This is a genomic window from Chroococcidiopsis sp. CCALA 051 (assembly GCF_003015105.1).
Lineage (GTDB): Bacteria > Cyanobacteriota > Cyanobacteriia > Cyanobacteriales > Chroococcidiopsidaceae > Chroococcidiopsis > Chroococcidiopsis thermalis.
Map to the genome: position 1 here is coordinate 1 of NZ_PYCI01000076.1, position 13,094 is coordinate 13,094.

The 13,094-nt window shown below is 43.5% G+C and carries 10 protein-coding genes and 1 pseudogene; 4 read left to right on the plus strand and 7 right to left on the minus strand.

All coding sequences use genetic code 11. From position 1 onward, the window contains the following. The 4 genes from C7Y66_RS18290 to C7Y66_RS31200 all read left to right on the plus strand — a co-directional run. A partial coding sequence (locus C7Y66_RS18290) for a hybrid sensor histidine kinase/response regulator (RefSeq protein ID WP_106546686.1) occupies positions 1–2,729 on the plus strand: 2,729 nt, incomplete at its 5' end. 341 nt (positions 2,730–3,070) lie between these two features. Continuing rightward, positions 3,071–4,030 carry a PleD family two-component system response regulator gene (locus C7Y66_RS18295; protein ID WP_106546687.1) on the plus strand — a complete coding sequence of 320 codons (960 nt, stop codon included), beginning with the start codon at positions 3,071–3,073 and terminating at the stop codon, positions 4,028–4,030. A gap of 50 nt (positions 4,031–4,080) precedes the next feature. Continuing rightward, complete coding sequence (locus tag C7Y66_RS18300; protein WP_015153389.1) at positions 4,081–4,545, plus strand: hypothetical protein; 465 nt, start codon at positions 4,081–4,083, stop codon at positions 4,543–4,545. Positions 4,546–4,615: 70 nt separating this feature from the next. After that, positions 4,616–4,777, plus strand: coding sequence for a hypothetical protein (locus tag C7Y66_RS31200; RefSeq protein WP_158265954.1), 162 nt, complete (start codon positions 4,616–4,618; stop codon positions 4,775–4,777). Positions 4,778–4,903: 126 nt separating this feature from the next. Here the strand turns inward: C7Y66_RS31200 and C7Y66_RS32535 are convergent, their stop codons facing one another. The 7 genes and pseudogenes from C7Y66_RS32535 to C7Y66_RS18340 all read right to left on the minus strand — a co-directional run bounded on the left by C7Y66_RS32535 (position 4,904) and on the right by C7Y66_RS18340 (position 12,809). After that, complete coding sequence (locus C7Y66_RS32535) at positions 4,904–5,062, minus strand: hypothetical protein (RefSeq protein WP_233222739.1); 159 nt, start codon at positions 5,060–5,062, stop codon at positions 4,904–4,906. 588 nt (positions 5,063–5,650) lie between these two features. Next, entirely contained in the window at positions 5,651–6,931 is a 1,281-nt protein-coding gene (locus tag C7Y66_RS18315) for an MFS transporter (RefSeq protein WP_106217730.1), read from the minus strand. Positions 6,932–7,093: 162 nt separating this feature from the next. Beyond that, entirely contained in the window at positions 7,094–8,092 is a 999-nt protein-coding gene (locus tag C7Y66_RS18320) for an iron-siderophore ABC transporter substrate-binding protein (protein ID WP_106546688.1), read from the minus strand. Then, positions 8,085–9,062 (minus strand): sucrase ferredoxin, encoded by a 978-nt coding sequence (locus C7Y66_RS18325; protein WP_106546689.1) that lies wholly within the window; start codon positions 9,060–9,062, stop codon positions 8,085–8,087. Before C7Y66_RS18325 ends, C7Y66_RS18320 begins: the two co-directional genes overlap by 8 nt. 9 nt (positions 9,063–9,071) lie before the next feature. Then, on the minus strand, positions 9,072–11,705 hold the full coding sequence (locus C7Y66_RS18330) for a TonB-dependent receptor domain-containing protein (protein WP_233222740.1): 2,634 nt from the start codon (positions 11,703–11,705) through the stop codon (positions 9,072–9,074). Positions 11,706–11,843: 138 nt separating this feature from the next. After that, positions 11,844–11,963: pseudogene (locus tag C7Y66_RS18335) on the minus strand (helix-turn-helix domain-containing protein); the annotation flags it as partial. A gap of 12 nt (positions 11,964–11,975) precedes the next feature. Continuing rightward, entirely contained in the window at positions 11,976–12,809 is an 834-nt protein-coding gene (locus C7Y66_RS18340) for an AraC family transcriptional regulator (RefSeq protein WP_106546692.1), read from the minus strand. Between the last annotated feature and the right edge of the window lie 285 nt (positions 12,810–13,094).

A 13,094-nucleotide genomic window follows, 5' to 3' on the forward strand; every position in this document is an offset into this window, starting at 1 on the left:
CCGATTCTAAAAAGCTACCACTACGCCTGATTCTAGTCGTGCCATTTGTGCTACAAATCTTTGCTGCTGTGGGACTAGTAGGGTATTTCTCCTTCCGAAATAGCCAGCAGACGATAAACGACCTAGCTAATCAGCTAATGACAAAAGCTAGCCGACTTGTTAACGAACACCTTAACGCTTATCTAGCCACTCCACATCAAATTAATCAAATCAATGCCGATGCGGTAGAACTAGGACATTTGGACTTGCAAAACTATCCTAAACTAGGACATTACTTCTGGAAACAGTTACAGGTGTTTAATGTTGGCTATATTTCTTACGCAACAGTAAAAGGTGAATTTGCCGCAGCTGGCTATTACAAAAATCCCCAAGAGGCTGTAATTGATGAAGTCTCTTCAGCTACTAAAAGAAAAGATTATATATATGCTACAGATAGTCGTGGCAATCGCACTAAGTTAATTAAGAGCTTGCCAGATTACGATCCGCGATCGGAGTCTGTTTTTCAAGATACAGCGCGAGCAGGTAAACCCACTTGGAGTCAGGTTTACGCTTGGGATGAAGATCCAGATATTTTATCGGTTGCGGCTGGCTACCCAATTTACAACAAAAATAAAGCATTACTGGGAGTTATTAGCGCCGATCTGCGCCTCACACAGATTGGTGATTTCTTGCGCCACATACAAGTGAGTCAGTCGGGAAAAATTTTTATTGTCGAACGAAATGGATTAGCTGTAGGAAGTTCGAGTCCTGAACCGCCATATACAATTGTGAATGGTAAAGCACAGCGGCTTAATTTTCTCAACAGTCGCGATCGCTTAATTCAATCTACAGCACAATATTTACAAACTAAGTTTGACAGCTTAAAACAAATTCAACATAGCCAACAGCTAGAGTATATGCTAAAAGGAAATCGCCAGTTCGTCCGAGTGACACCGTGGCAAGATAAATACGGTTTGGACTGGTTAGTGGTTGTTGTCGTACCTGAATCTGATTTCATGGCACAAATTAACGCCAACACCCGTACTACAATATTGCTCTGTTTGGGAGCATTAGCGATCGCTACAGTAATTGGTGTTTATACTTCTCGTTGGATTACTCAACCAATTTTAAAGCTGAGTCGAGCCAGTCAGGAAATTGCTGCTGGAAATTTAGCGCAAACAATCACAGTTAAAGGTATTCAAGAACTCGATATTTTAGCTAAGTCCTTTCACAAAATGGCAGGACAATTAAGAGAATCTTTTGCAGCTTTAGAAAAGACAAATCAAGCATTAGAACAGCGCGTGAGCGAACGTACTCTCCAACTGCAATTAGCAAAAGAGGCTGCTGATGCTGCGAATCAAGCCAAAAGCGAATTTCTGGCTAATATGAGCCATGAACTACGGACTCCCTTAAATGGGATTTTAGGTTACGCTCAAATTCTCCAACGTTCAAGAATTACAGAGCAAGAACATAAAGGAATTAGTATTATTTCTCAGTGTGGCAATCATCTCCTTACCCTAATTAATGAGATTCTCGATCTTGCAAAAATTGAAGCGCGCAAGATGGAACTTTATCCCATAGAATTTCATTTTCCTGCTTTTCTACAAGGGGTAGTAGACATTTGTAGCGTTCGTGCCGAGCAAAAGAAAATTGCTTTCGTTTATAGTGCGGAAAGCGCAATACCTTCTGGGATTTACGCTGATGAGAAGCGTTTGCGCCAGGTATTAATTAACTTGCTCGGTAATGCAATTAAATTTACAGAGTGCGGGGAAGTTAAATTTATAGTTAAAAGCCGAAAGCTCAACAATTTAAATTATCAGATTAGATTCCAAATCGAGGATACTGGTGTAGGCATGACAGCCGAACAATTAACAAAGATTTTTTTACCCTTCGAGCAAGTAGGAAGCAATAAAGATCGAGTTCAAGGAACTGGTTTAGGACTAGCAATTACCCAAAAAATTGTTTCGATGATGAAGAGTAACATTCAGGTATCTAGCCAACTCGGAAAAGGTAGTATTTTTTGGTTCGACCTAGAAGTGACTGAAACTACGAAATGGTCGGACACAGCTAGGCTGAAGTCTCAAGGTAAGATTGTTGGTTTTCATGGCGACAAGCAGAAAATTTTGATAGTTGACGATCGCTGGGAGAATCGTTCTGTTATTGTCAGTCTTTTAGAGCCAATTGGATTTGAACTAGTAGAGGCTGAAAACGGTCGAGAAGGTTTAGAAAAAGCGTATAAATTTCATCCAGATCTCATTATTACTGACTTAGTAATGCCACTGATGAACGGCTTTGAACTGTTACAGAAAATTCGCGTCTCAGAGCAACTTTCTGGAATTGTCGCGATCGCCTCTTCTGCTAGTGTATTTGAAACTAATCAATACCGTAGTTTAGCTGCTGGAGCCGATGAATTTTTACCCAAACCAATACAAGCAGAAATTTTATTAGAAATGTTGCGATCGCATTTAAAATTGACTTGGATTTACGAACAACAAGAAAATCAAATAGTCTCATCAATTCAAGATTATGCTAGCCAGCCTCATCAAACCGAGCTGCCTCCAGATGAAATCTTGACTCAACTATACGAACTCGTCAGAAAAGGCGATCTGGATAAAATTTTAACCGTAGCCTATCAATTAGAAAAGTTAAACGATCGATATCTATATTTTGCTCAAGAAATTATTCAGTTAACCGAAAGCTTTCAGGTTAAACAACTACGAGAAAAACTGCAAAAATACATAAAAAATTGAAGCAATGATGAGATATAGCTTTTTATTATAGAATTATTATTTGATTTATGAACGTAAAATAGGCTTCTATCCTGCCATAGAAACGATAGATGCGAACAGCAGATAATTATCTGTTGTTCGCAAAATATTTATGACTGCTATATTAAATATTAATCCGAGCGCTTAACGCATAAACTACAGCTTAAATCTGCATTTAAGTTTATTTTTTCAATAGTAGCTCTATTTTTAAATTTAATCTTATATGGGAATCCTATTTGATTCATGAACGTGGAGCAGGCTTCTAGCCTGCCGCAGGCTAGAAGCCTGCTTTACAAATCATTTAGAACTACTATAGTAATTTGATGAGAGCTCTAAATACTGGACTGATATTAATTGTGGATGACAACCCCACAAACTTGTCAGTCTTATCGCGTACGCTAAAAAGTGCAGGATTTAACATTAGAGTTGCAATAGATGGTGAAAGCGCGATCGAGCTGGTAAATTGCGAGCCACCAGATCTCATATTATTAGATGTCCAGATGGAAGCACTGGACGGATTTGAAACCTGTAGCATACTCAAAGCAAATCCAGCCACGCAAAAAATCCCCATTATTTTTATCACTGCTTTAGCCGATCCACAGGCTAAAATTAAAGGTTTTGCTGTCGGAGCAGTAGACTATATTACAAAACCATTTTACGCAGCAGAAGTTATCGCCAGAGTGTCAGTACATTTACAATTGAGCTTTTTAACGCGCACGGTAACGGAACAAGCGATCGCGCTGCAAAAAGCCAATCAGGAATTACAAAATCTCATCTATATAGATAGCTTGACCCAAATTGCTAATCGTCGCCAATTTGATACTTGTATTGAGAGAGAGTGGCGGCGACTAGCACGGGAACAAGCACCGCTAGCTTTAATTTTGTGCGATGTCGATTACTTTAAAAAATACAACGATTGCTACGGTCATATTGCCGGAGATATTTGTTTACAAAGCATTGCCAAGGCGTTGATGCGTGCTGTGACACGTCCGGCAGATTTAGTCGCAAGATATGGTGGTGAAGAATTCGGAATTATTTTGCCAAATACCAATACTGAAGGTGCAATTCGAGTCGCCGAACGCATTCAAGCAGAGATCGAACAGCTTCAGATTCTCCATTCTCAGTCTGAAGTCAGTGCATACGTCACTGTGTCTTTAGGAATTAGCAGTCAACTTCCGCATCGGGAAATGTCAACTGAAAAATCGATCGCTGCTGCCGATCGCGCTCTCTATTGTGCCAAACAGCAAGGACGTAATACTTATTGTATTTGCGATCGCTTCTAGAAGACTGGCAAGCTAGATAAGAGATCCAAAGAATTTGGTATACCAATACAATGCAACCAAACCAAGCAGAGATTGAGGCAATTCGCGCACAAATTGCGGCTTTACAGCAAGAATGCGCCTCCCTCAGCGCTGAGTCACCAGAAAGTAGCTCTACCCAGGCGCAAACAACAAACGATAGCTTAGCACAGCTACTAGAAAGCTTAGCAGCTTTGACGGCGCAACTGCGACAAAAACGCGCCGAATTCAGCGCCTTGCAGGTGCGATCGCAATATCAATCGATCGAGCAACACGTCGAGGAAGGGAGAACGCAAGCTAAAGTTCACGCCGATCGAATCAACGAACTTGCAGGAGAATTAGCTGAAGAAATCCGTGCGCTTAAAGCGATCGCCGATCGAATCAGTCCGAGTTATTGGCAAGTTTACTACAAACCGTTTATCACTGGCTTTCAAACGATTTCAGTCCCTCACGTTCGTTCTGATGGAGACGTGTGGACGATTGTAAATCGCGTGGTTTAGATACAGGTGGTTTAGATATAGATTGTAGGGGTGTATCGTAATGCATCTCTACAACCACAGGCAATGGCTTTTGATAAAAGTTGAATACATGGCGATCGCTACTCTCAGCGACAAGATACTGGCTAGTAGCGAGGGGACTGAAAACAACGGGTTCAAACTGTCGCAAGTTTTGACATTCTTCAATGACAGGGAAAGGTTTGTGTCTGGTGACATCATTCCAGCCAAATACTAACATTCCGCCTGGATGCAAGCATTGAAAACATTGCTGAAATGAGATTTCTGTCGCTTCTTTACTATAGTAATCCTATTTGATTCATGAAGGTGGAGCAGGCTTCTAGCCTGTCGCAAGCTAGAAGCTTTACAAATCATTTAGAACTGCTATATCAATCCCATGTCCGAAGACACCGTTATAAACTATCAAGTCAAAGTAACCAGGGGCAAAATGCTGGCTTAAGTTTAATAGCGAGTCAACAACGTGTCGTTTAGAACCGAATTTTTCTGTTCGGATTAATTTCAATTGTCCAGTACTCTTTGTTTTTGAAATAGCAATTGTCCGGTTTAGTGTACCAGTCGCTACCAATAAGTTGAAATATGCCTTCATTACTAAATCTATTCCTCAAATTTTGCCTGACTAAAAAGTAGTATAAAAAGTTTTCAAGAAAATAGAAATGCTTTAAAATAGGCGAGTAGAAACAAACGGTCTTATACACTAGACCTCCTACATGAATCAAAAAATCATGGATGTCATTCTGTTGGCGAAGCCTTCCCGAAGGGTACGCAACGCAGTGTAGTGAAGCATCTCCCAGATGTTTCGCTTCGCGTGTGGATGACAATTCAAGTATTCACGCAGGAGGTCTATTGAATGCCATAAGTTGCTGGCGTGCCATAAAGATGCTCCAGTCCTCTGACTCCACTCGGCAAACAACTCGTCGATATTTTGGGCAGAAAAGCCGATCTGCATGGCAATAGACTCTCAGACGTAGAGTTTGTAAAAAACACGAGCTAGCGCACGTTGAAGTATTTTCATCTTATTGCAAGTCATTCTCAAGCGTTAGTCTTGAGTGTCACCATGAGATCGGATTCATCATTCGCAGGTAGATTCAAGCTAATCCGATCCGCTACGATCTAAGTCTCGCAAGGAGTGACAGGCGTATCCACCTAAACCTACAAATAACAAACAGGTTGAAGTAGTCGCGTACATCACTGCCATCCCCGCACCAGGATGAGTCCCAAACACACCAGCGAGTAATTTCGCTAAATTGCCTCCTGGTTTCATTGCTGGTTCAAAAACATTGTCAGCTAGCGGTCCAGCAATTAAAGATGCTATTGCAGAAACGAGTTGAAACATCAGCGATCGCGCCGCGAAAACCCTTCCTTGAACCTCAGGTGCTACCTTAGCTAGCAAAATGGCAGTCTGAGAACTTTCTAGCAAGGGGAAATTGAGTGACGAGCAAAATTGTGCTGGTAGCCAAATCTGGGGGGATTGACCTAAACCAAATATTGCTTTACTTACACCTGCTCCTACCATACCCAAAAGATAGCCGTGAATGCGTCGTTTCGGACCACCCCAAACACTCAACAGCACTGCTCCGGTGACACCCCCAATCCCAGCAACTGAGAAGATCGAACCTAATACTCGCGAATCATTTCCCGTACGAGCCAGAATCATCGGTGTAGCTACTGAACCGCCTAAGTCGTGAGCAAACCAAAACAAGGAAGCGGATACCACAAGTGCTAACAAATCGGGACGTTTGATGATGTAGTGGAATCCAAAGGTGAGTTGTTGCCAGATACCAGCGTTCTTGTGGTGTTCTGTAGTATGAACTGCTAGTTGCGGGATCGGTACTAACAACACTGTAGCGATCGCCACGCTAAATGTCACAATGTCAATCAGCGCGATCCCAGCTAGACCAATGATGTAGTAGAGAGTACCCGCTATAGCAGGAGCAATAATTATCGACCCGTAGTGTAGTGTCGAGTTCATGCTACTAGCACGGGTATACTGTGGCGGGGGAACTAATTGCGATAAAGATGCCGTGTATGCTAACTCTTGAATTTCCCCAAAAGCACCATTGAACGCGCCTACTGCATACAAGTGCCAAATTTGCAAGCTATTGGTCAGATAAAGTGCGAGGATGGCGATCGTCGAAAACACAGCTACCGTATCGCCAACTACCATGAGCAGTTTGCGATTCCAGCGATCGACGATCGCCCCAGCAAAAAGAGTAATGAAAATACTCGGTAATAAGGTAAAGAAATTTACTAAAGCTAAAGCTGTTGCTTGACCCGTAATTTCCCACGCCCAAATAGTTGTGGCAAAGCTGGTCATGCGACTACCAAATGTAGAAACGAGTTGACCGAGCCAAATAGTAATAAAATTACGCATATAACTGGGGAGTGGGAAGTCGGGGGACAAGGAGGACAAGGGAGACAAGGGAGAGAGAGCTGAGGGAGCGATCGGGAGCTGAGGGAGCAAGTGAATAACTACCCATTAGCCGTTACCCATTACCAACTACCAACTACCAACTACCAACTACCAACTACCAACTCACTTCAAAATTTCGCGCATTCGATTGACAAAAGTTTCAGCTGCAATTGGTCCCCGAATGCGAGTTAGTTGAAAATCAGTAAAGTAGACTTTTCCACCCCTGTCAGCACTGAGCGATCGCAAAATCGGATTTTCACTCCACTGTTGCTGGGCGTTTGCTATGGTGTTATTACCAGAAGGAAGGATGAGAATCGCATCCGTTTCAATTTGCGGTAGAACTTCGAGCGAAAGACTAAATCTCTCTTGTTCTCTCGATCCAACAGTAATAATCTCAAACCCAAGTTCTTGAAGTATGCCACAAACAAATTCTTCAGGATCGAGTACAAAAGAATCGGCAATTAATCTACCAAACCCCAGCACCAAGATCCGGCGCTGTTGTGCTGCGATGGGTGCTAGTGCAGCTTTAGTTTGGGCAATTTGTTGTTTGTATTCGGCAATGACTTGTTTTGCTCGTTCTTCGCGTCCTAGTGCGCGTGCGATCGCCGCAATATGCTGTTGCCAATCATCTTTTTCTTGAATTCTAAATAGTAAAGTTGGGGCAATTTTGGCAAGTAAATGGTAATTATTTTTGTTATATTCTGGTTCGCCCAAAATCAGATCTGGTTTTAGCCACAGCAACAATTCTTGTGAGGGGCGATCGCGACTGCCCAAGTTAATCGGTTTGGTCGTTATATACTTGCCTAAAAAGGGAATTTGTGCTTCTGGTTTGTCAAATTTGCGCCTTGTAAACAAATCTACTTCAGCATAAGCTAGCGGTTGTACCCCAAGTGCTAACATGATATCTAACAACGGCGGACTGAGTGCAACCACTTGTTGGGGTTGACCGCAAACTTGGGTTTTACCGCTGATATGTTGAATGACTTGGCATGAGGATGTCGAGGCTTGAGTGCTGGTAAAAGCCATCTGCTGAGCAGTCCTGCCATAACAAGCTGCAATCGTCAGAAAGATTAAGATAACAAGCAGACAAAACTTGAACGAATGGTAGAAACGTTCAATCACGATCGCATTCCAATTGAGTCAAATTTTTGACATAGAATTTGGGCAATTTTTCGACTTCTGTACCATTACAGTCTCCAATTAGATATAAAGCTTTGCTCCGATCTTCAACTACATCTGCTCTATAACGAGCGACCGCGCCATCCGGTGTTGCAAAAGTTAATTCAACACAGTTGAAACTGGCATCTTCATTTTGCTCGACAATTCGACTAGCAACTTTGTATTTAAACCAATCCCAACTATATCGCAGCATCAGCTCTTGTTCTACGAGTTGCGCTGGAATTGGGTAATCGGAACCAGATAAAATACCCCAACCTCGGTAGACCGATTTTAAGTCTTGGATATCGCCGTTATAAGTCAAAATTGAGGTAAAAGATTTAGCATCCAGCCTGCCATAACAACGACCTGAAGGAAAATCTAATGCTGTAGGTGCAAAGCGATGTCCGCCAAAATGACTCGATTGCCAAATGCGAACGTTCTCTAAACCGAGACTAGTCACAGTAGCTATGGCTTGCCGATAAAAAGGAATACCATACTTAGCACAACATTTGTCGTGGCTGCCGTGGGTACAAATTAAGATGTCTCTAGTTAGCGGTGGCGGATCTTCTGTCGGAATCGGGTTAGCCAAATAATCTTGTAAAACCAAAGCAATATCGTTGATGCAATTAACTTCAGTTTCCTGCTTGCTGTATCCATCACAAAGACCCGATTTCTGACGAAATATCAGCAATTTGGTAGAATTTTTCTTGGTCAGAATGTGACTGTAAATCAACAGCACCATCGCCGCAGGCTCAGCTTGATAAATCTCCTCGACTGAAACTTTTAAATTAGCGGGTATAGATTGGGAAGCAAACTCATCTCCTATCCACGGCGGCGGACATTCTATTAATATGTAAAGCGGACAAGGAGCCGCCCAACCGATGGGGTTTTCTTCAGCTTGACGTGATGCTTCAGCACAAAAGAATTTGTCCATATTTCAGGATTACCAATCAATTGAGTAACCAAGACGAACCGTTCTACCTCTAGCGGCAATATTACTAATCTCGTCGATTCCGCCAAAACCACCAAAATACTGATTGACAACTGGTATATATTGTTCGTTCAGCAAGTTCTCAACACTGAGGGCGAGCCTGCCACCAAGTAAGGGAATGCTGCTAATGTAGTCTAGCGTGGTGTAGCTCTCGATTGGTACGGGATCGGAGCCGTCTTCAAATCCAGCGTCGCGATCGCCCACAAAGAGCAACTGCAAGCGATTCAGCCAGCCAGAATCGGTTTTGTGTTCCACATAAGCAGTCAGCTTCGGTGGAAAGGCAACATTACTACTTGCATTCAAGTATTCGCCATCTTCATCTTCAAATTCGCCTTTAATCAAACTGGCTGTTCCGCCCAATCCCCAACCGCCGCCTACTTGCCAGTCAAGTGTAGCTTCTAAGCCATAGAACCGCTGCGGTTGTCGGACAATCTCAAAACCAACTGGGCTATCTACAAAATCTATACCCAATTCTGAGGTACTGTAAAAACCAGCTAGGGACGCTTGGATATTAGACCAATTACCGCGCACGCCCAGCTCGAAACTATCGACTTTTTGGGGACTGGTAACTTCGAGATCGTTTTCTACCGAAGTCAAAGCATCGGGAGGAGTACGTAAAATGTTGCCGAAATCTGGCGCAGAGAAGCCTTGAGCAAAGCTAGCAAATAGGCTAATTTCATCTGTAATGTTGTAAATTGCCCCAACATTAAACAAAACGTCGTCAAAGTTGATGTTACCGCCTTCAATATCCCGATCTGGGATCTGCCCGAAACCGATCGCCGTATAGTCGTCAACGTCCAAGCCAAAACGCTCGTATCGCGCTCCCCCATTTACAGAAGTGCGATCGCTGACTTCCCATTGCAACTGAGCAAATAAACCGAGACTATTAAAGTTGTATGGAGGAGTATAAGTGACATCGCGCGTTTTTTGAAAAATTCGCCTACCGCTGGCATCGAATACTTCTGGATCGAAAACTTCAATCGTCTGGGAAATATCCTCATCAAAATAGTCAGCTCCCCAGAGCAAACTCAAACCTGGCGATAAAGGAGTTTCAGCCTGAAGTCTGCCGCCAAACGCTTCTTTGTCCACATTGGTTTGGTAAACTCCTGGGTCTACAAAACCAAACGGTCGTAGATCGTCGGGTGTAGTTACTATGGGGCTGTTACGAAAGTACGCCTGCGCTTGTACCCGACTACCAAATAAATTTTCGTGGCTGTAGTTGAGATTAACTATTGTATTGCGGTTGCCAGGTCTTTTACTACCAATGAGTTCTGGATTATCGAGTTGCAGCGCCCGTGCTTTTTGAATTCCTGGAAGATCCGCCACAATTGGATCGGAAATAAATCCAAAGTCTTCGTTTGCATCAAAATGTTCAAATGTCACCTGTAGGCGTTGCTCGTCGGTGAGGTCTACCCCTACCTTAGCCAGCAAGTTTAAAGTTTCAGTATCGGCAGTTGGTGCGAATTGGGGAATGCGATCGCCTTGGGCATCAAAGAAACCGCCTGTCTGCTTGCGCGAGAGAACCGCCAAAAAGTCAGTATTTCCCTGCCGTCCTGAGAGCGAATATTCCAAATAGTTACCAAAACTATCTGCTGAATTTGTTGTTGAGAAATCAACTCCGACTTCTGCCCTCGAAACGATCCCTTCTTCATCTGGTGGTCGTCTGGTAATAATATTGATGACACCCCCCGTTCCACCATCACCGTAAATCGCGCTGGGACCTCGAACCACTTCCACGCGATCGACAGACGCGGGATCGATGCTTCTCAAGTCTCTAGGTTGGGCAATAAAATTCGATCGAACAGGGACACCATCAATCAGAACTTGAGGTGTCCGCCCCCGCAAAGTTTGATTGCTATTGATACTACTTTGTGTTGAGGGAGCCAAACCAGGTACTAAATTGCTCAAAATATCTTGTAAGTTACGCGACGGCGAGACGTTAGCCTGTTGCTGAATTTGTTCGCGTTCTATAACCGTCACCGATCGCGGCACGTCTTCTAAAGCTTGTGCTACACGGCTTGCCGTGACTACAATATCTACCTCTTCTGCTGCTTCTGGAGTTTCAGGAGACACGCTTAAAACTAAACCACTGGCACTTTGAACGATCTGTGCTGTTGGTGCTGCTGTTTCTCCCGTGACGGTGACTCGAATATTATTGGCATTCACCTGAGTCACGGTGACAGAAGTAATACCCTCGGTAGGGTTTTCAGCGCGAAAACTTTCTTCTGGTAAGGCTAGCTGAGTATTAGGAATGTCAGCAATTAAAGCATTGCCCTTGCTGAAAGTCTGGGCTGGTAGCGATCGCCCTGTTGGAGTTTCTAAAATGATTGATAAACCTTGGGCAGTGGGTTTTAGCCTCACACCTGTTACTTTTATGATTTCTGCGGCTTCTGTTGTCGGTGGCTGTTGTGTGAGCAAATCGGTGCTAATCGGTGACTGAAATAATGTTTTTTCTTCTGCCCTAACTGGTTGAGCTACGACGATCGCGATCGCTGCCAGACATAAACTGCTAAGTAATTGCTCTTGTTTACGCATATCTCCCCACGTCCCAACTGCCCCTGCTTGGCGTACCACCGAGACAGTCAAGATGGTAGTAACAAGACTGGACAGATGTTTTGGGCGCTAATTAAAAATCTTCTCAATAAGCATACACGAACTTGCTAGCCCTCTTGACAGAGAAATGGTTCGCAGACGGATTTTTTCGATCCCTAAACGGATTAATTGTCACTGCTTCGATAAGTAAGTCTTGGGATTAACGCCAAACCTGCGCTTAAAAGCTGTGGCAAAATGTCCTCGGTTAGCATAACCTACTGTACGCATGACTTCGCCAACGCTCATCTGCCCCGTTTCTAATAATTAGCGCGATCGCTCCAGTCGATAAGTATGTAGATAACCAAATACAGTAGTACCAAAAACTTGTCGAAAGCCGAGCTTGAGCTTGTAGTCATTCAGCCCTACCTGTCGTGCTAACTCCATTAAAGACGGTGGGCGATCGCATTTGCAGATTAAAATTTCCCTGGCTTGGTGAATGCGATCGATATCGTTGCCTTTGAGAACCTGAGAGCGATCGCACTTTTGCGGTGTCGCTAATTGCTCTAATTGCAGTGCAATCAGTTCCAAGCACTTACTTTCAAGATAGATTTGTCTGGTTAGTCCGTGATAAGGGCAGTGCAAAATCTGTTCTAGAGGTAGTTGCATGGTAGTTGCAATCGTGCCAATTTCTTCGTAGGTTTCATGAGTGACACCCTCAATGAGTTGTTTCAATTGCGTAGGGAGTTGTTGGCGATCGCTGGTGATAAAATCAATCAACTGGCTGAGAGATTCTAAGTGAATATCTACTTTGACGATTTGTTCTCCTGCTAAAGCTTCCCATGTTCCACCAGTTTCCCAACCCCAAATGAGAAAGTTTTGTCCGCCGTGCATTCCACCACGTGTACCCGAAATTTGAAACCCGAATTCACATTCAGCAGCACCAGTAGGCTGAAATTGGACGCTCAAATCGTCATGCAAGTTATAGTTATGAATCTCTATCCGCATACCGCGTAGTTGAATCGTTCGCTTATACCCAGTACCCAACTGATGCGGAAACTTCCAGATCGTGTCAGCAGGATCGGTGTGCGGAGAAATATTGCTACACAGCATCTCCTGCCACAGTTGTTGATAATCCTGGTCTGACAAGGCGATTATCATAAATCTTAAGTCGAGTATCTCTATGTGACTGGAAGCACTTATGTAGCGAAAAGATACCAAGTCGATCGCCCCAAGCAACGCTCCCAGATAAAATAGTATCAGGCGATCGCGATGGAATTATTGAAATTTACTATCATTGCTTAAGTGTAGAGCATCGCTAGCTACGATCGTCATTCTGACAATGGAACAGGAGTCAGGAATTGCGATCGCTAGCACTCCCGTTTTTCCTTTTGCCTTCTGAGTCTTTGGCTGCGACTAGTTGACTTTGGAGGAGCGATCGCGTTT